General features: G+C 37.1%; 27 protein-coding genes, 4 pseudogenes and 1 riboswitch. Of the genes and pseudogenes, 28 read left to right on the top strand and 3 right to left on the bottom strand.

Annotation, left to right across the window (positions count from 1 at the left end; all coding sequences use genetic code 11):
- Positions 1 to 280: 280 nt before the first annotated feature.
- From speFL to ARADI_RS13680, 8 genes and pseudogenes are all read left to right on the top strand, one after another.
- Positions 281 to 388 (top strand): leader peptide SpeFL, encoded by a 108-nt coding sequence (gene speFL / locus ARADI_RS13725; protein ID WP_119712386.1) that lies wholly within the window; start codon positions 281 to 283, stop codon positions 386 to 388.
- 270 nt (positions 389 to 658) lie between these two features.
- A complete protein-coding gene (locus ARADI_RS21240; RefSeq protein WP_119712385.1) occupies positions 659 to 973 on the top strand; it encodes an Orn/Lys/Arg decarboxylase N-terminal domain-containing protein in 315 nt (104 codons plus the stop codon).
- Between the two features lie 3 nt (positions 974 to 976).
- On the top strand, positions 977 to 1318 hold the full coding sequence (locus tag ARADI_RS21235) for a hypothetical protein (RefSeq protein WP_119712384.1): 342 nt from the start codon (positions 977 to 979) through the stop codon (positions 1316 to 1318).
- Positions 1308 to 1915 (top strand): annotated as a pseudogene (locus tag ARADI_RS21230) (hypothetical protein). Before ARADI_RS21235 ends, ARADI_RS21230 begins: the two are co-directional and overlap by 11 nt.
- Positions 1870 to 2004 (top strand): hypothetical protein, encoded by a 135-nt coding sequence (locus ARADI_RS21225; protein ID WP_119712381.1) that lies wholly within the window; start codon positions 1870 to 1872, stop codon positions 2002 to 2004. The pseudogene ARADI_RS21230 and the gene ARADI_RS21225 overlap by 46 nt, the downstream one beginning before the upstream one ends.
- A gap of 21 nt (positions 2005 to 2025) precedes the next feature.
- Positions 2026 to 2673 carry an Orn/Lys/Arg family decarboxylase gene (locus ARADI_RS21220; RefSeq protein ID WP_238149520.1) on the top strand — a complete coding sequence of 216 codons (648 nt, stop codon included), beginning with the start codon at positions 2026 to 2028 and terminating at the stop codon, positions 2671 to 2673.
- A 207-nt stretch (positions 2674 to 2880) separates the two neighbouring features.
- A pseudogene (gene potE, locus ARADI_RS13685) lies at positions 2881 to 4223 on the top strand (putrescine-ornithine antiporter).
- 191 nt (positions 4224 to 4414) lie between these two features.
- Positions 4415 to 4723, top strand: coding sequence for a lysozyme inhibitor LprI family protein (locus tag ARADI_RS13680; protein WP_238149486.1), 309 nt, complete (start codon positions 4415 to 4417; stop codon positions 4721 to 4723).
- A 226-nt stretch (positions 4724 to 4949) separates the two neighbouring features.
- Here the strand turns inward: ARADI_RS13680 and ARADI_RS13675 are convergent, their stop codons facing one another.
- The 3 genes from ARADI_RS13675 to ARADI_RS13665 all read right to left on the bottom strand — a co-directional run bounded on the left by ARADI_RS13675 (position 4950) and on the right by ARADI_RS13665 (position 7469).
- The gene (locus tag ARADI_RS13675; RefSeq protein WP_182853263.1) at positions 4950 to 5948 is read right to left on the bottom strand and encodes a porin; all 999 of its coding nucleotides are present in this window, start codon (positions 5946 to 5948) and stop codon (positions 4950 to 4952) included.
- 341 nt (positions 5949 to 6289) lie between these two features.
- Positions 6290 to 6459: riboswitch (M-box (ykoK) riboswitch) on the bottom strand.
- 129 nt (positions 6460 to 6588) lie between these two features.
- On the bottom strand, positions 6589 to 6978 hold the full coding sequence (locus tag ARADI_RS13670) for a LysR substrate-binding domain-containing protein (protein ID WP_119712378.1): 390 nt from the start codon (positions 6976 to 6978) through the stop codon (positions 6589 to 6591).
- Positions 6975 to 7469, bottom strand: coding sequence for a LysR family transcriptional regulator (locus ARADI_RS13665; RefSeq protein ID WP_119712377.1), 495 nt, complete (start codon positions 7467 to 7469; stop codon positions 6975 to 6977). The genes ARADI_RS13670 and ARADI_RS13665 overlap by 4 nt, the downstream gene beginning before the upstream one ends.
- A gap of 805 nt (positions 7470 to 8274) precedes the next feature.
- On the opposite strand from ARADI_RS13665, the gene cas1f reads away from it, so the two are divergent.
- The 20 genes and pseudogenes from cas1f (at position 8275) to ARADI_RS19985 (ending at position 16446) form a co-directional block, all read left to right on the top strand.
- Entirely contained in the window at positions 8275 to 8907 is a 633-nt protein-coding gene (gene cas1f, locus ARADI_RS13660; RefSeq protein ID WP_119712376.1) for a type I-F CRISPR-associated endonuclease Cas1f, read from the top strand.
- 34 nt (positions 8908 to 8941) lie between these two features.
- Complete coding sequence (locus ARADI_RS21215; protein ID WP_369407051.1) at positions 8942 to 9019, top strand: hypothetical protein; 78 nt, start codon at positions 8942 to 8944, stop codon at positions 9017 to 9019.
- 25 nt (positions 9020 to 9044) lie between these two features.
- Positions 9045 to 9134 carry a hypothetical protein gene (locus tag ARADI_RS21210; protein WP_369407050.1) on the top strand — a complete coding sequence of 30 codons (90 nt, stop codon included), beginning with the start codon at positions 9045 to 9047 and terminating at the stop codon, positions 9132 to 9134.
- Between the two features lie 91 nt (positions 9135 to 9225).
- Positions 9226 to 9381, top strand: a complete 156-nt coding sequence (locus tag ARADI_RS18815; RefSeq protein ID WP_238149484.1) for a hypothetical protein — start codon at positions 9226 to 9228, stop codon at positions 9379 to 9381.
- Positions 9353 to 10048 (top strand): hypothetical protein, encoded by a 696-nt coding sequence (locus ARADI_RS18810; protein ID WP_238149483.1) that lies wholly within the window; start codon positions 9353 to 9355, stop codon positions 10046 to 10048. The genes ARADI_RS18815 and ARADI_RS18810 overlap by 29 nt, the downstream gene beginning before the upstream one ends.
- Before the next feature lie 161 nt (positions 10049 to 10209).
- A complete protein-coding gene (locus tag ARADI_RS18805; RefSeq protein WP_238149482.1) occupies positions 10210 to 10434 on the top strand; it encodes a hypothetical protein in 225 nt (74 codons plus the stop codon).
- Positions 10435 to 10645: 211 nt separating this feature from the next.
- The gene (locus tag ARADI_RS18800; protein ID WP_238149481.1) at positions 10646 to 10906 is read left to right on the top strand and encodes a hypothetical protein; all 261 of its coding nucleotides are present in this window, start codon (positions 10646 to 10648) and stop codon (positions 10904 to 10906) included.
- Between the two features lie 307 nt (positions 10907 to 11213).
- The gene (locus ARADI_RS18795; RefSeq protein WP_238149480.1) at positions 11214 to 11645 is read left to right on the top strand and encodes a hypothetical protein; all 432 of its coding nucleotides are present in this window, start codon (positions 11214 to 11216) and stop codon (positions 11643 to 11645) included.
- A gap of 247 nt (positions 11646 to 11892) precedes the next feature.
- Positions 11893 to 12057, top strand: a complete 165-nt coding sequence (locus ARADI_RS18790) for a hypothetical protein (protein ID WP_238149479.1) — start codon at positions 11893 to 11895, stop codon at positions 12055 to 12057.
- Between the two features lie 42 nt (positions 12058 to 12099).
- Positions 12100 to 12336, top strand: coding sequence for a hypothetical protein (locus ARADI_RS18785; protein WP_238149478.1), 237 nt, complete (start codon positions 12100 to 12102; stop codon positions 12334 to 12336).
- Between the two features lie 214 nt (positions 12337 to 12550).
- The gene (locus tag ARADI_RS18780; protein WP_238149477.1) at positions 12551 to 12913 is read left to right on the top strand and encodes a hypothetical protein; all 363 of its coding nucleotides are present in this window, start codon (positions 12551 to 12553) and stop codon (positions 12911 to 12913) included.
- A complete protein-coding gene (locus ARADI_RS18775; protein ID WP_369407049.1) occupies positions 12871 to 13293 on the top strand; it encodes a type I-F CRISPR-associated protein Csy1 in 423 nt (140 codons plus the stop codon). The genes ARADI_RS18780 and ARADI_RS18775 overlap by 43 nt, the downstream gene beginning before the upstream one ends.
- On the top strand, positions 13290 to 13505 hold the full coding sequence (locus ARADI_RS20025) for a type I-F CRISPR-associated protein Csy1 (RefSeq protein WP_255420731.1): 216 nt from the start codon (positions 13290 to 13292) through the stop codon (positions 13503 to 13505). Before ARADI_RS18775 ends, ARADI_RS20025 begins: the two co-directional genes overlap by 4 nt.
- Positions 13502 to 13708 (top strand): type I-F CRISPR-associated protein Csy1, encoded by a 207-nt coding sequence (locus ARADI_RS20020; protein ID WP_369407048.1) that lies wholly within the window; start codon positions 13502 to 13504, stop codon positions 13706 to 13708. The genes ARADI_RS20025 and ARADI_RS20020 overlap by 4 nt, the downstream gene beginning before the upstream one ends.
- Positions 13709 to 13830: 122 nt before the next feature.
- A pseudogene (gene csy2 / locus ARADI_RS21205) lies at positions 13831 to 14567 on the top strand (type I-F CRISPR-associated protein Csy2).
- A gap of 183 nt (positions 14568 to 14750) precedes the next feature.
- A complete protein-coding gene (locus ARADI_RS20000; protein WP_255420728.1) occupies positions 14751 to 15002 on the top strand; it encodes a type I-F CRISPR-associated protein Cas7f/Csy3 in 252 nt (83 codons plus the stop codon).
- Positions 15003 to 15049: 47 nt separating this feature from the next.
- The gene (locus ARADI_RS21200; RefSeq protein ID WP_369407034.1) at positions 15050 to 15220 is read left to right on the top strand and encodes a type I-F CRISPR-associated protein Cas7f/Csy3; all 171 of its coding nucleotides are present in this window, start codon (positions 15050 to 15052) and stop codon (positions 15218 to 15220) included.
- A pseudogene (gene csy3 / locus ARADI_RS19995) lies at positions 15202 to 15789 on the top strand (type I-F CRISPR-associated protein Csy3). Before ARADI_RS21200 ends, csy3 begins: the two are co-directional and overlap by 19 nt.
- Before the next feature lie 190 nt (positions 15790 to 15979).
- Entirely contained in the window at positions 15980 to 16216 is a 237-nt protein-coding gene (gene cas6f / locus ARADI_RS19990) for a type I-F CRISPR-associated endoribonuclease Cas6/Csy4 (RefSeq protein WP_369407047.1), read from the top strand.
- Between the two features lie 17 nt (positions 16217 to 16233).
- A complete protein-coding gene (locus tag ARADI_RS19985; protein ID WP_255420727.1) occupies positions 16234 to 16446 on the top strand; it encodes a type I-F CRISPR-associated endoribonuclease Cas6/Csy4 in 213 nt (70 codons plus the stop codon).
- Positions 16447 to 16990 lie beyond the last annotated feature (544 nt).

Raw genomic sequence — 16990 nt, 5'->3', positions numbered from 1 at the left:
TCTATATTGTAATATTAATTGAATAAAAAAGTTATTTTAACATTGAAAAAACTAAATTGTACAATTAGCTTTGCGATGCACATAAATAGGCATCACAAACTGTCATATTGATTATTAATAATAAAATTTTAACCAAAATGATTGATAGATACAGATAAAATAAAGCAACAGCCAATAAATAAAAAATTTTTTATACTAATTTTGATTAACATCATTATTTTATTAATTTATATTGATAAAAATACATCACATAATAAACTGCGTTTTAGAAAGTGCAAAAATGGAAAATAACAACCGGCTTTGGCCGCATATAAGACGAACAACCCATCTAATGATGTTTTGCCATCGCTCATGTTTCAGTTTTGAACGTTTCTGCACCCACAGGTGATCCTTTTCGACATCCATGCTGCTGTTCTTACTGTATGGATCGTCATTCCCCCAAAAGAGTCATGCTATTGATTTAAACAAATCATATCTATTGCATTAACTATTCATACTTGTCAGTAAGCGCATTTAGATTAATTAATCTAACAAAATGACTTATTGCTTTAAGCTAAATTAAATTTAGCTTAAAGCAATTGTAAATAAAAAATACACCAAAATAGATGTTCATCCATTTTGGTGACAATTCTATTGTCTGAATTTATAGGAAATTAAAATGGAACAATATAAACTAGCCACTAGTTTTAATATCAGTGACTATATTGATAACCAGCGTAACTTTGTTAATATCTTTGATACTGACTTTACTGATGTTGCTGCGATTATCATCTCGCTAGAAGATATTCAACAAGGCGGACTCGATACCATTAAACAAAATAGTTTTGGTCAGCCTATCTTTGCGCTAATTCATCACAATCAAGTTATTCCAGCTGATACCCTTTCTTGTCTAGCTGGTGTTATTGATCTTAACAAAAACAATAGCCAGTTATATGCTAAGCAATTAGAAACCGCGGCACAAAAATATGAGTAAAGTTTGCTTTCACCTTTCTTTGGTAAACTAAAAAAATATGTCGAACAAGGCTATACCGCTTTCGATTGCCCTGGCCATCAAGGAGGAGCATTCTTTCGGCGTCATCCATTAGGTAATTTATTCGTCAACTATTTTGGCGAAAATTTATTTCGTACTGATCTCTGTAATGCTGACGTTTCGATGGGTGATCTATTGATCCATGAAGGTGTACCCTGTACTGCCCAACAGTATGCTGCAAAAGTGTTTAATGCCGGTAAAACCTACTTTGTTTTAAATGTCACCTCTTCTGCCAACAAAGTGGTAATTAAATGCCCTTTTAGCACCTGGGGATTTAGTGTTATTTGATCGCAACAACCATAAATCTAATCACCATGGTGCGCTGATCTAGGCAGGGGCAACACCAATCTATTCAGAAACCGCTCGCAATCCATTTGGCTTTATCGGTGGCATCGATGCTCACTGCTTTAATGAAGATTATTTGCTTGATCTAATCAAAAAAACTTCACCTGAGCATGCCGCGCAAAAACGTCCATTTCGCCTGGTTGTAATCCAACTTGGAACTTATGACGGAACAATTTACAATGCACGCCAAATTGTCGATAAAATCGGCCATCTTTGTGACTATATTTTATTTGATTCTGCCTGGGTTGGTTATGAACAATTCATTCCAATGATGAAGGACTGTTCACCATTACTGTTGGAACTCAATGAAAATGATCCTGGTATTTTGGTCACCCAATCGGTTCACAAACTTCTCAAATCCATAAAAAAGACAGTCATATCAAAGGGCAACAACGTTATGTTAATCATAAACGCTTAAATAACGCCTTTATGATGCACGCTTCCACCAACCCGTTCTACCCGCTATTTGCCGCTTTAGATGTTAATGCCACAAAATGCATGCCGGTGAAAGTGGCAAACGGCTATGGATGGATTACGTAAAAACAGGTATCGAAACGCTCAAATTATTATTAAGTTGCTGTAAATTTATTCGCCCATTTATTCCTGAATTGGTCGATAACCGCTCCTAGGCTGGCTATGACACCGATGAAATCGCTAATGACTTACGCTTCTTTAAATTTACCCCAGGGGAACGCTGGCACTACTTTGATGGTTACGCCGAAAATCAGTACTTTGTTGATCCTTTTAAATTGATGTTAACGACACCTGACATTAATAGCCAAACCGGCAATTACGAAAACTTTGGTGTAACAGCAACGATCCTGGCAAACTACTTACGTGAACAGGGTATTATTCCTGAAAAATGCGATCTAAACTTAATTCTATTTCTGCTAACACCGGCAGAATCGATGGCAAAAATGCAACATCTGGTGGCCCAGATTACTCATTTTGAACAATTACTCGAAATCGACACACCGTTAGCTGACGTTTTACCGACCATCTACCGTAACAACCAACAACGCTATCAGCACTATACCATTCGTCAGCTATGCCAAGAGATGCATGATTTATATGCAAAATTGAACGTCAAACCGCTACAAAAAGAGATGTTTCGTCAATCGCATTTTCCGGCCGTCAAAATGTTGCCGCAAGCAGCCAATATCCAATTTGTCCGCGGCCAGGTCGAATTGATTGCAATTGGAAACATCGCCGGTCGGATTGCTGTCGAAGGAGAACTACCTTATCCACCAGGCGTACTGTGCGTTGTCCCGAAAGAGGTTTGGGGTGGTGCGGTATAAAACTATTTTCTAGCGCTAGAAGAAGGGATTAATCAATTCCCAGGCTTTTCACCTGAATTACATACAAGGCGGTATATATGCAAACCGATGTTGATGGCCGCAAGCGTGCTTATGGCTATGCCATTAAATAGTCGTGCATAACTACACAATAAGTAAATCTTTACTGATTGAATAACAAAGATTTCTTATGAGTTAAGAGAGAAAAAAATGCAAGTATCCAAAAATAAAATGAGTGTGCTACAGCTAACCATATTGACTACAGTCAATATGATGGGCTCAGGTATCATTATGTTACCGACAAAATTAGTGGAAGTTGGCACCATATCGATCCTTTCATGGATCGTTACCGCAATCGGCTCGATGGCACTGGCTTACGCTTTTTCGAAGTGTGGCATGTACAGCTATTGCAGCGATGGAATGGGCGGTTACGCTGAATATACCTTTGGTAAATCTGGCAACTTTATGGCTAACTACACCTATGGGATCTCACTCTTAATTGCCAACGTAGCGAGTGCTATCTCTGCTGTTGGTTATGGTGCGGAACTACTAGGGACAAACTTAACGCCATTGGACATCTGTATCGCCACCATCGCGGTATTATGGATCTGTACTGTTGCTAATTTTGGCGGTGCACACATCACTGGCCAAATAAGTAGTATTACTGTCTGGGGAGTTATTATTCCCAGTTATGGGGATTTCCATTATTGGCTGGTACTGGTTCAAAGCTGATCTCTATATCAATTCATGGAATCCACATAACTTTGCATTTTTTCAGGCTGTTGGCTCCTCAATCAATTGCCATGACACTTTGGGCATTTCTCAGTATGGAATCGGCTTGTGCAAATAGTTAAATCGTTGATAAAAAAGAGAAAAATTTCCATATTGCAGTATTAGGTGGCACACTAGGTGCAGCGGTCATCTATATCATATCCACCAATGTTATCGCCGGTATTGTGCCCAATATAGACTTAGCGAACTCAACAGCTCCCTTTGGCTTAGCCTTCGCACAAATATTTAATCCTACTATCGGTAAAGTCATCATGGCACTAATGATCATGTCATGTTGTGGTTCCCTGCTGGGCTGGCAGTTTACTATTGCGCAAATATTTAAATCATCATCAGATGCCGGCTACTTTCCGAAAGTATTCTCCGCGGTTAATAAAGCAGAAACGCCGGTTAAAAGTATGCTAAGTATGCTAACTATTGTCATTATTCAATCTGGCTTAGCACTGATGACCATTATCCCATCATTAAACAAACAATTTAATGTATTAGTTAACCTAGCAGTTGTAACCAATATCATCCCTTATATTCTTTCTATGGCCACCATGATCATCTTACAAAAAGTGGCTAATGTTGATCCACAGAAAGCCAAAATAGGTAATGTTGTTGCTTTTATTGGCGCCGCATATAGTTTCTATGCCTTGTATTCATCTTGGGAAGATGCCGTTATGTGCGGTGCGCTTGCGACATTCCTAGGCTGGACACTTTATGGCTTCGTTTCACCACGCTTCGAACTGGAAAACAATCAAAACATCAATAGCAAATAATAGATCAATATAATTGACTCACACACTCCTCATCGCCACGCGATGAGAAAGCTAACATGATTACAATAATCACCCTATTATTCAGACTAAATCATAATATCGATAATTAACTGATATTAATCACTCAATTACCAACGTATCAGATATACTTAATATATTATTAATTCCTATAAACCATTAGATTTGATGCTATGAAAAAATTAACGATAGTTATCATGTTATTTATCAGTAAATTAGTATTGGCCGATAGGCATAATATCGAACAATCGTTAGAACAATGTTTAGCGAAAACAACAACCATATCAACCCTTGATAGCATTGATTGCTACCAAAACGCGTTAAAGTTATGGGATAACGAATTGAATAAGCAATACCAATTATTAATCACTGATAAAAAGTTAAGCCCACAATTCAAAGTGGCATTGAAAAAATCGCAATTGGCATGGATAAAATATCGTGATCTTAACTTAGAAACAATTAACCACTTTTACGATAATTAACAAGGAACTTATTGGGGAATAGCCGTGATGGCCAACAAAATTGAGTTAACTAAAAATAAAGCGCCGGCATTAACTAAATTAAGAACCAGCACTGAAATTGGTAATTAATTACCATTGGTTGATAAAAATAAATTTAGTTATGTCTGTGATTAAATCGCTATCGACAGACATAACTAGCAATTACCATAAGGGTTAACAGAGGATCCCGCCACAATAGTGATAAAATTTAAAAACTATAAGTCATCCCTATCCCAATAACATTATCACGAGCTAATTCTAATTCGTTACCTAGTTGGCTATTTCTCAACAGATTAACTTTATAAGCAGCGTAGGCTTTAAAATTATCGTTAAAATTATAGTTAGTAAAAATATTAAGATAATTAACGACATCCACTGCTTTATCAGCACGTGAATAAAAATAAGCCACTCCCGGCTCTAGACCTGATGCAAAATTATAGGAAGTTAGCAACTCAATGGTACTAACTTTACCAAAGATCACCACATTATCATCGACTTCATGGGAATGAATATTGCGGCTTTCAGAATATAAAACGGCAAATTTGACTGGTTCAGCGTCATAATTGAAGCCAACCGCCCATATTTCGGCAGATTTACCTGGCCGGATCTGCGGCTGCTGTTGAGTTCTTTTCGAATGAAAATAGGCCATAGTAGCTTGCAAATTATCGCTGAAGTTATAACTAACACTGGCTCTCCAACCCTCACCATTCTGATACTGAACCGCATCATTATTGCTGTTTTTTCCTTGATATTGCAAAGCAAAATTGAGCCCTTTAACTAAATTAAAAAAATCAGTTTGACGATAAGTCAGCAAATTACTCGCCTCTTTAGTGGTTGAAATATCACTATCAAAGAAAAAATCACCTTCAAACAACGATAATTCATCAGTATAAGCAGCAACATCATAAATAACAACATAATTACGACCATAATCGATATGATGAGTATCATATTTTAATCCGGCAAACGCCAGATTATTTTTTGATTGATTATTTTTATCCCCTTCTCCGCCCCGTAATGTAGTTTCATGTTCAAATTTGGCAAAACCATTAAGCGAAGCGGTGAATTGGCTATTTAATTCTAAATCAAATGTTACTTTAACCTCATTCCCTTCTTCGGCATGATCTTTTGAATGCGTTAGTTTAGATTCAATTTCACCATTAACTGCTATTTGACTCCCCTGTTTATCATAAATTTCTACCGCCATAACCCCTGGTATATAAAAACAAGAAAAAATTAAAAAAATTGATTTATTTTTACGAAAAGAAAACATAATACTTATCTCAAAACAGATAAAAAAATTGATGAATATGACACAATGCAAATATTTCAAATAAACATAGTATAAACAGAGATTCTTGATAATCACTTTATGTCATTTGAAAGCAATAAAATAATCAGTTAATTTATCGGTATAGGAGCAAGAAGAGAGATATAAATAAATCTAGCTAAGGAAATACTTTGCCCAATGAATGTCAAAAATAAAAACATATAGATTACCCTATAATAAATCTCATCTATAGGGGCGACCAGATGAAAGAGCATAGAACACTATCCCAATCGTCTTAGTTTTAGCATTATACAACGTATTCTATGATAGGAAGTTACTTTGAGGCAAACCTTAATCCGATCTGCCTTGTCCTAACCTTGGGCGTCTCTCGACGTCGTGAGATCAGCAACTTGTGTTTGTATAGGAGCCTAGCCTAACGAGATATAACACTTTCGAATGAGCACGTATTATATGCGTAAAAAATTAGGAAAAATATCGCATTGATAGTTTGTTTATGTTTTATTTAGTTATGTTATCTATTTTATGATAAAACCTAACAACAAACAGTACTCATCATTTAATGATAACCAAACAACTCCTTTAATCCTGAGCTTAAAATCGCAGATATGGCAAAATAACTATAATCTGCGCGGTAATATAACATTAATGAATGAATATTATTAACTTCATTTTTGTCTACTTTTATCTCTTTTAATTGTTTTGCCAAAATAGAATTAATTGCCATATGGTCAGGGATATAAGTAATACGTAATCCTTTTTCAGCCAATTTTACACACGAATAATAATCAGTGGTTAACATCATTTCTGAATAAGGTAAAAAATGATATCGCTCATCATCGACTTTACCTTGTAATGAAGGATAAATAACTGTTTTAGAAGATAAAGATAAACTATTTATTGGTTCTTCTTTCGTCAACGGATGGGCAGGATCAGCGACTAACATCATTTAAATATCACCAACCACTTGGGCATTAATGTTGTTGTATACCTCAACACATTTAAGCCTAAAACAAAATCTGCTTTATTACTATTAAGGGTAAATTCAACATCAAATAAATCTACATGCACAATATATATTTCAACAGCAGGAAATTCGTTCTTTAATTTTAATATTATATCGGCAATCGCCTCTTCAGGAATCAGCTGATTAAATGCTAATCTAATGACCGCTGTCTCTTTATGATTATTTAAAACAAAAGAAAACTTTTCTATTTTTTGCAAAGATAACAAAAACATTTTAACCTTTGATAATAAAATTTTACCATTACTATTTATATCCAATACAGAACCATTCGAGCGTTTATCAAATAACGTATATCCTAATATAACTTCGAGTTCATTTATCCAACGACTGATTGTTTTTTTAGACTTATTTAATAGTATTCCAGCCTGTAAAAAATTACCTGATTCAGCATCGGCGACAAACGCTATCAGCATTTTTTTCTAATTGTGGTAAAAATTTTTTTTATTACTGCTCAGCTGTATGTTTTATAGAATAGTTATTTAACTAAAATTAATTTATAACAATTTATAACAATTTATAATCAAATATTATGCTAATCTGACATTAGCAAATATTTTTCTGAAATTAAATTTTTAATAATATATTTAATATAAATAAATTTCATTTTTTGTAAAAAATGTTGGATATTGCAATCTGAGACACATTAGTATTTCAACCAAATATAAATACAAAAATCAAATTCAATTTATTTCCTGTTTAACCTCTATTTATTTACCTATTCAATCATTATTAATAATTTTTAATTTTCGGATAAATAAAAACCATAAAGTACTAACAGCATTTTATTAATGTATAGTTATTTAAATTAATATTGTATTTCTATAACTTATATTAATTATATTTACATAACTTATTAGCCAATAAAAAAGCTGCTCACGACTAACTAATAAATTATTACTCTTCAATAGTTAAAATTAAAACTAATTCCATCAAACCCATACCGCAAAACAACACCATACTTAACCTAAATTAAGCGGATTTTTATGTGCTATATCATGAAATGTAAAATAAATTTTCATTAATATATAACGCTTAATAACAATCAATAAAATACTAATTCACAATCAAATTAATACGCTATCGCAATTTAGCAAAAAAATAAAAATCATTAAAATGGAGTTTTTAAAACAAAAAATGTAACAATTACCTCCTTCAGACTTAATCGAGTGGCTAACACCACAAAACGAGTATCGACCACCGGAATATTTGTAAAGCTAAATGCAGTTCTGGTTTGACGAAGAAAAACGTTTAGCTGCCGCGCAACAATTTCAACAGGCGCGGGTTGATTATTTACAACATGTATGGAGCAACGATCGTGAATTAAAAAGTGAAGGATTTATTTTGCAGGATAATCTGCTTAAAAAAGCCCTCGAAACATTTCACCAACGAACTGATGTAGCCAGTAAATTCTCAGATTTATTACTAGCTGAAGGCCAACATACTAAAGCGCTTTATCAGCATGCAGCAAATAATACCCAGCAAAAATATTTCATCCGACAGCATAAATCGCTCAATAAAACCAATGATTTTCTTAATCACGGCAATTACTTGGCTTACGGTTTAGCCGCAAGTTGCTTATGGGTATTAAGCATTCCCCATAGTTTCGCTGTGATGCATGGCAAAACCCGTCGTGGCGCATTGGTATTTGACGTCGCTGACTTAATTAAAGATGCGATCGTTTTGCCTTATTCATTTATTTGTGCCCGGGAAAATGCCAGCGAACAGCAATTCCGTCAGCAAGTATTGCAAGCATTTGTTGATCAGCAAGCGCTAGATTTTATGTTTAAAATAGTGAAAGCAATCGCATTACAAAACCATTCTGAACAAGATATTAAGGAACAAAATCTATGATGGTAACCTTTGTTTCTCAATGTAAAAAAATGCCTTGAAAAGAACACGTCGAATACTAAATGCCTTTGCCAATCGGATTGGCGATAACACATGGCAAAACTTTGATCACTGAAAAAGAATTAAAAACCGTACATAAAATGCTACGCCAAAGCGCTAGCAGAAATAGCGCTATCAGTTGCCACTGGATACGCTCTCGTTCGCGGATCCAATTATTATGGGGGTCGTAACAAAAATAAATTTAATGGTGAAGGTCATGTTCCAGTTAACCCCACAGAGAAATCATTTCTTGGCAGCCAATATGAAACTAACTGGAGATACTTGCCGTTAATTAATGCCTTCACTCACCTAGCCGGCTTATTGCATGATTGGGGTAAAACCACTCGCTTATTCCAAACAAAGTTAGATCCGCAATGTAAAACGTCAGCTAAAGGTGATCCCATCAGGCATGAATGGATTTCGGTATTACTTGTTTAGTGCATTGGTAAAAAATGGTGACCAACCTCAGCATGATCCAGGTTGGCTGGACACCCTTATTACTCAGCGCATGGATGAGGTAAAGCTACAGAATTGGATAACAGAGCAAAACGGTCATCTACAGCAGATAAAACCATTAACCCACTTTCCTGATGCCCCATCGCTGCTAAGTTGGTTAATCGTTTATCACCACCGGTTACCATCGCTACATGTTCAAAAGGAAATTAACAATTTAAAAGATCACACCAGTGACACGATAACCCTATTATTACAGCGGCTGAAACAAGATTGGGTATATGAAAATCGACAGGATGAAAAACAATATCAACAACGAGTAAGTCAGTGCTTTGAATTTCCACAAGGATTACTCAGTCAATCGTCGGTTTGGCTTACTGCACTCAGTTCAGCTGCCAACCATTTAAAACAACATTTGCTCCTGTTTATGGAAGTAATGCAAAATGGTAGCTGGCGACTCATTGCTCATCATGCTCGCTTATGTCTAATGCTGGGCGATCATCATTACTCATCACAAAATAACGATCCTAACTGGCAAACCAATATTAATTTATATGCCAATACGGTACGGGAACCAAACGGCATAAGACTAAAGCAAAAGCTGGATGAAAACCTACTTAATGTCACAGAAGCGGCGAGAAATGTGGTGTAATATTTGCCTTTTTTTGAAAGTGAACCGCCAGTCGCCTGTGATATCAAGGAATTAAAACTGGAAAAAATACCAAACAAGAATTTCAATGGCAAGACAAGGCAGTAACGGCAATTAGCCATTACCGCGACCAAAATAAAGACAATATTAGTGGCTTTTTTATTGTGAATATAGCTAGCACCGGCTGTGGTAAAACGCTGGCAAACGCCAAAATTATGCAAGCGTTATCGGATGATAAACAGAGTCCGCGTTACATACTGGCGTTGGGATTACGCACCCTAACACTGCAAACTGGGTATGAATACCGCGACCAGATTGGACTCGACGATAGCCAATTAGCGGTTTTAATCGGCTCCCAAGCAATCCAACAATTGCATCAGGATGAATAATCACCGAAAAATGAACAGCAAGAAACGAATTATGAGGCAACGGGCTCAGCCTCTGAAGAAAATCTTTTTGATGGTGATGATGAATTACGCTGGCAAAAACAAGGCTGGCAAAGCGTTCTACCAGAGGAAGAACTCACAACGGTACTAAGGACGCGCAAAAGATCGCGCTCTGCTCTAAGCGCCAGTATTAGCTTGTACCATCGACCATATTATGGCCGCAACCGAGACCACAGGTGGTGGACGCTATATTTTACCCTGTCTGAGATTAATGTCCTCCGATTTCGTTATCGACGAAGTTGATGACTTTATTGGCGAAGATTTGGTTGCTATTGGCCGATTAATTCATCTGGCAGGTATGTTAGGGCGTAAAGTGATGATCTCATCAGCCACGATCCCCACCAGATCTGGCATTAAGTTTTTTTCACGCCTATCAACAAGGCTGGCAGCTACATGCCACCAGCCGCCAGCTTAACCATCAGATCGGTTGCGTCTGGGACGATGAGTTTACCGCTCACCTTGCCACTCTCAATCACAATGAACAAACTGCGCAATATTATCAAGCTGAGCATCAAGCATTTATCCAAAAACGAACTGAACAACTGGCGAAAAAACCAGCAAAACTCAAGGCAACAATCTTACCATTATCGCGTGATAAAAATGATATTAAGCAGCAAATTCACTATTTTCAGGCTATTCAGCAAGCGATTATTACCCAACACCAACAACACAGTTTTCCTGACCAGCTCACTGGCATTAATGTCTCTTTTGGTATCGTGCGGATGGCTAATATTCAGCTGTGTATCCGCTTGACTGGTTTCTTACTGGAAGCCACCTGGCCGGAAGAGATCAATATCGGGGCCATGGCCTATCATAGCCAACAAGTACTATTATTACGCCATGCTCAGGAAAAACATCTTGATGCGGGACTTAAACGCAAAGAGGAGACAGGAGAGACACCCGCAGCATTGAATGATCCGATGATCCGTAACCATCTTAATCATACCAAAACAAAACAGTTGATCTTTATTCTAATCGCTACGCCGGTAGAGGAAGTCGGCCGCGATCATGATTTTGACTGGGCAGTGATCGAACCCTCATCCTACCGTTCGCTGATCCAATTAGCTGGCCGGGTACGGTCGCCATCGTCAAACCGCAGTTCAACAACTCAATATAACACTACTGCAATACAATTGGAAAGGCTATCAGGGTAAAAATGAGCGAGTATTTTGGTGGCAACCGGGTTATGAAACTGCAGCAAAATACACTTTAGCGACCTATGATCTAACATAATTAGTGGATGAAATCCAATTACGCGACACAGTAGATGCAAAACTACGCATCCAAAAACCTACCTAGTTACAGCCTAAAAGTAAGCTGGCCGATTTAGAACACCATGTTATTGGTCAAACACTTGGTTGCCAATATCTTATTTCCAATAAAGAAATCGCAGCACCTACGATGCGCAGAGGCAGACCAATTAACCAATCAACTACAGGAAAAACACCTGATCAGCTTTGGGACTATACCAGTGGTTGTTGGCGGATAACCAGACTACCACAATACTACAACCGTTTTCATCGCAGCGCACCCTCTACCCAACTGTACTTGATGAAAGTTAAATAAAATCAACGACCTATATTTCAGCTATATGACAAACAAAATGGTTTGGTCAGAGTTGAACAATTATTTGGTATCAAATCACAACCTGCGGCCGAACATTTTTTGCAAAAATTATGGCTGGTACGTAATTACGTCACATTAATAAATCAGCAGCAGCAGGGAAACGAGCAGATGCCTCATGACTCATATATTTTTGGCAAAATTACTTTTACTCATTGGGATAATGAGCACTGTACTTATCATTACAACGACCAATGGGGATTAGAGAAAGTGGATGACTGACTGGTCTATGCCAGTCAGTCGGCTGCCTATGTGGCAGTAAAGTTTAATATAAAAAAATATAATTTTTTAAGCTGCCTGTATGGCAGGAAAAGGAAATTATATTTTAACATTTTGTAAGATAGCCGTCATCTCTATCTAGTTTTTCAATATTCTCAGCTCATATTTTTTAATACGTTAAATTAGCTGTATATCAAAAAAACAAAAGGATATAGATATGTTAGATCCAGCAATAGAGGACTTCTTTGCTAAGCGTAAGGAGAAATGGCTCAAAGATAATCTCAAATCTTCGGATAATGAAGAACAACTCAATACAAAACGACTAGAATGTGACCGAATTTTTAGTTTAGCAAACTGGTTACCTGAACGAGCAGTCAAAATAAATAATCGGGCATTAACCGCTCTCGCCCCAGTACATTTACTCATACTGCTACCGGCATTGGTAAAAAAAATCAAAAAAAAACAAACTTTTGTAACGCCAATCCTATACCAAGGAGACAAACAGAATGACGGTTTTTTGCGCTCAGGTAATGTAAGATATGTAAAACCATCGATTCAGTCGGTAATGCCGCAGAAATAGCTATTGAAAATTTTCTTCGACTTAAATTAACATATGGGGCATCACTACTTGAACATATTGAAAATGAAACTGATTTAGCCAAATCGTTATTATCCATAGTAGGCCAAGACTATAATACCCTCAGAACTAATTTGTTAACCATTAAAGCTCAGCATAAAGAGCCATCAACCAGTTCCAAAATAAAACAAGTCTACTTTCCAATTGCCGACGGATATCACCAATTATCATTATTGACACCATCGTGTTACCTATTTGAATTACGTCAACGTATCGACCAGTTGCGCTTTGCAGAACAAAATAAAGTGGCACGACAGTTAAAAAACAAAAACGAATACAACGAAAACATGGCCTTAGCGAAATTTATAATCTCACCACCATGAGTTTTGGTGGCACCAAACCACAAAATGCCTCAATGTTAAGTAGCCAAAATGGCGGTCAAGCCCATTTACTATTATCCCTGCCACCAACACTAAAGACGCGTACTCTTCGCCATCCACAATGCAATTTTTTTACTGATACATTCAATCCTTTTCATTTAAAGGAAACTTTTAAGGCTTTTCATTATTTACTTCATATAGATAAAACAATATAAATTTACGGGACAAACGATATAGTTATATACAAGAGTATATCGAGCACATCATTTTAATAATGTATCACGTCCGTCAGATATTTAGTCAAAATGAGACCAATTTACCGGAAAACCTACCTGATTATCAAAAAATCTGGCTTTTCCCTGACCGGCAAGATGAACGCAATCAAACGAATAATTGGCTAACTCGCCTGATTGAATAGCTCGCCCGTCAGTTTATTGCCGGCTACCAAAAAATAATTGAAAAAAGATACATTCAGTTAGGTGATGCTGAGTTAAAGAAAATAATCCAACTGGTCGTTGAAAATGATAATGAGTCACTACGGTGAGTACAATACACCTATTACATTTACCCCATATTAAGATCTATAACGCCAATGCACTGTCCAGTCCATTTACTATCGGTTTTCCAGCGATGACCGCCTGATTGGGTTTCACTCATGCTTTGCAACGCAAACTCCATCAGCATAACTTTCCTGCACTGAAATTTTGGGCAACCGAGGTTATTAGTCATCAGTGTGATCTACAAACCTATAAAGGCCCCGGTGATTTTGTCCAATCAATTATCGCTACCGCCAATCCCCTTGAAAAAGACGGTTCACGCGCTTCATTTATTGAAGAAGCACGCTGCCATCTGGACGTTTCTTTATTGATTGAATACGAAACTACAGAACAAGAACAATTAAGCCAACAGCAATTAAAAAAATCAGCCAGTTAATGACAACCATGAAAATTGCTGGTGGTGACATTCTAACTTTTGCTAATCCACAAATATGGACAATTAATGATGACGACGACAATGATACAGAAAAACGTTGATTAAAACGGAGTTTGATGCCCGGCTACGCTCTGATTGAACGCCGTGAATTGATGAAAGATGCTATGAAGGCCGGTAAAGATACTATTGATACCCTGCTTGACCATCTGACGGTATATCACCACTGTGGAAAACAGCAAAATGGCCAGATTGAATGGCACAGTAAACGTAAAACAGAGGGATGGATTGTGCCGATTGCCACCGGTTTCCATGCTATATCCGCATTGGGCAAAGCAAAAAACTAGCGTGATCCTGATACGCCACATCGTTTTGCCGAAAGTATCGTCACGTTAGGTGAATTTTAAATGGTACATCGTTTGGAACAGTTAGCCGACAGCTTGTGGTATTAACGCCACCGATGCAGAAAATAACCTCTATTTATGTCAGCAAGATAAATGTAACGAATTTAATTAATGGAGAAATATAAAATGGCAAAAAATAATGACTTGGTTTCAGTATTAGCATTTGAAAAAAAATTAGTGCCCTCTGATGGTTACTGTTATGGTGCCTGCTGGGATAATAAAAAAGAAGCTTTCTCTTTAGCATTACAGGAAAAATCGGTTCGCAGCACAATTTCAAATTGTTTAAAAAATGCGGTACAAAATGACCCAATGAAGCTTAATGCTGAAGTTGAAAAAGCCAATTTACAAACCGTTGATGCCTGCGCGCTCGGTACCTAACAGGACACCTTAAAACATCACTTTACCCTTAAAATATTGGGCGCGGTGTGCAATATCCTTCAGCCTGTAATAATGCCAATTTTAAACAAAACTATAAACAGGCAGCAACCAACTATATTGAGCGGAAAGGATTCAAAGAACTCTCGGCTGCAGCTATGCACATAATATCGCTAACGCCCGCTTTCTATGGCGCAATCGGGTGGGTGCTGAAAAAATAGAAGGCCAGGTTAGCGTATTAAAGCAAGGACAGGAACAACAGTGGACATTTGATGCCACCCAATACAGTATCCGTGATTTTGACCAACAAGATGCAGCTGTCAAAGCGTTAGGTAATAAAATCGCCGCAAATTTAGCCAGTAAAGATGACGCACTGCTATTGAACATCACCACTTATGGATTATTAGGCGAAGCACAAGAAGTCTATCCTAGTGAAGAACTGGTACTCGACAAGGGAAAAAGTAAAAAAAGTAAAAAAAGTAAAATCCTTTATCATGTCAATCAACACGCAGCAATGCACTCATAAAAAATAGGTAACGTATTGTGCTCAATCGACACCTGGTATTCAGCCTACCAAGATCCTGAACGCAGCGCCGGCCCAATTGCTATCGAACCCTATGGTGTAGTTACCAATTTAGGTATCGCTTTCAGAACGCCAAAGGAAAAGCAGGATTTTTACAGCCATTTTGATAAATGGGCACGCGGCAACAAGTTAGACAATATTGAAGATGAACATTATGTCATGGCAGTATTAGTCCGCGGTGGTGTTTTTGGTGAAAGTGAAAAATAAGGTCGGTTATGAACTACTATCAGGAAATCACTTTATTGCCCGATCCGATATTACCTTGGGTTTTTTATGGCAGAAAATCTAGCAACAACTGCATATTGTATTACTAGACAATAAAGTTAATTAGACGCAAAGCGCGGTCGCAGTTGCCTTTCCTTAGTACGGTTATTCCGCTTTCCAATTAGGCAAAAACCTGCGTTTATTAGCAACAGAAAAAGAGCAACTAAACCAACTGAATATTGAGCAATGGTTAACCCGATTTTCCGACTATATCCATATTAAATCGATTCAAGTGGTACCATCGCAAGTAAAATTTGTCAGCTATATTCGTCAACATATTAAAGGTGAAAATCGCATTAAACAGGCGATGCTCATTAAAGTACAACGCTGGTCCGCCAAAACCGGCAAACCGCTAACCGCTAACCGCTAACCGAGTGTTTAAAACAATTGGAGGAAACCCGACCACATAAGCAAAGTAGCTTGCCCTTTCTCTGGCTAGACAGCCAGCAAACCAAGCAACGAACAGTAGGGCACAGTCAATTTCCCTTATTTATTAAACGGATGGAAAGAACAAAGGCACAAAATGGCACATTTACCTGCTATGGATTAAGCCAGTCTATGCCCAATAAGGAATTAATTGCCATGGTACCCCATTTTTGACCTTTAATTTTTGCTCTTTAAAAATATAGTTATAAAACAATAAGTTGAAATTACTGTAAAAATAGAAGGGTAAAATGCCGTTTTTTACCTAACTACTTGTTGCAACTTATTTATTTTGATTTATGCTATTGTTCACTGCCACACAGGCAGATTAGAAATTATGTTCCTATTGAACCTTTTGTTATTTAAAACATATTAGCCAGTAAAAACCTTCTGCTAGTAAAGCTTCTCACGGCACGGAAAGTCCCTTCCTCAATATTATAAAATGCTTCTTTCTTTGATACATATAACTGGGCTACCGGCATTACGTATCCGGTCTTGTATAGTGAGTCTAAAAATATGCAGTGATTTTATATCGATGGTAAGGCTATTAAATAAGAAATAACTTTGAAAAAATTTAAATCAAATTTAGCCTGACAGATACGATAGAAATAATCGGTAACTGTCAGATTAGATTTTAAGCTGCTCCATTATTGCTAATTTAGTTGTGGCTCGACAGAATGCGCGCAATCACTATTAGCAGCGTTAAGATCATTTATACAAC

This window comes from Arsenophonus endosymbiont of Aleurodicus floccissimus (genome assembly GCF_900343025.1).
Classification (GTDB): Bacteria; Pseudomonadota; Gammaproteobacteria; order Enterobacterales; family Enterobacteriaceae; genus Arsenophonus.
Note: the sequence above shows the minus strand (reverse complement) of the source record. Positions and strands in the feature narration are given on the sequence as shown.

Bases quoted from the DNA above. Each gene is read 5' to 3' on its own strand.
- ARADI_RS13665 (WP_119712377.1), bottom strand. From the start codon at position 7,469: ATGCTGATAGCGTTTGTCGCCGATGCTGAATCAGGTAATTTTTTACAG.
- ARADI_RS21225 (WP_119712381.1), top strand. From the start codon at position 1,870: ATGCATGCCGGTGAAAGTGGCAAACGGCTATGGATGGATTACGTAAAA.
- ARADI_RS20000 (WP_255420728.1), top strand. From the start codon at position 14,751: ATGGCAAAAAATAATGACTTGGTTTCAGTATTAGCATTTGAAAAAAAA.
- ARADI_RS13675 (WP_182853263.1), bottom strand. From the start codon at position 5,948: ATGGCGGTAGAAATTTATGATAAACAGGGGAGTCAAATAGCAGTTAAT.
- ARADI_RS13680 (WP_238149486.1), top strand. From the start codon at position 4,415: ATGAAAAAATTAACGATAGTTATCATGTTATTTATCAGTAAATTAGTA.
- ARADI_RS13670 (WP_119712378.1), bottom strand. From the start codon at position 6,978: ATGATGTTAGTCGCTGATCCTGCCCATCCGTTGACGAAAGAAGAACCA.
- ARADI_RS21210 (WP_369407050.1), top strand. From the start codon at position 9,045: ATGCTACGCCAAAGCGCTAGCAGAAATAGCGCTATCAGTTGCCACTGG.
- cas1f (WP_119712376.1), top strand. From the start codon at position 8,275: ATGCAGTTCTGGTTTGACGAAGAAAAACGTTTAGCTGCCGCGCAACAA.
- ARADI_RS18790 (WP_238149479.1), top strand. From the start codon at position 11,893: ATGCGCAGAGGCAGACCAATTAACCAATCAACTACAGGAAAAACACCT.
- speFL (WP_119712386.1), top strand. From the start codon at position 281: ATGGAAAATAACAACCGGCTTTGGCCGCATATAAGACGAACAACCCAT.
- ARADI_RS18800 (WP_238149481.1), top strand. From the start codon at position 10,646: ATGGCCGCAACCGAGACCACAGGTGGTGGACGCTATATTTTACCCTGT.
- ARADI_RS18795 (WP_238149480.1), top strand. From the start codon at position 11,214: ATGGCTAATATTCAGCTGTGTATCCGCTTGACTGGTTTCTTACTGGAA.
- ARADI_RS18810 (WP_238149483.1), top strand. From the start codon at position 9,353: ATGAATGGATTTCGGTATTACTTGTTTAGTGCATTGGTAAAAAATGGT.
- ARADI_RS21240 (WP_119712385.1), top strand. From the start codon at position 659: ATGGAACAATATAAACTAGCCACTAGTTTTAATATCAGTGACTATATT.
- ARADI_RS20025 (WP_255420731.1), top strand. From the start codon at position 13,290: ATGAGTTTTGGTGGCACCAAACCACAAAATGCCTCAATGTTAAGTAGC.
- ARADI_RS18780 (WP_238149477.1), top strand. From the start codon at position 12,551: ATGTTAGATCCAGCAATAGAGGACTTCTTTGCTAAGCGTAAGGAGAAA.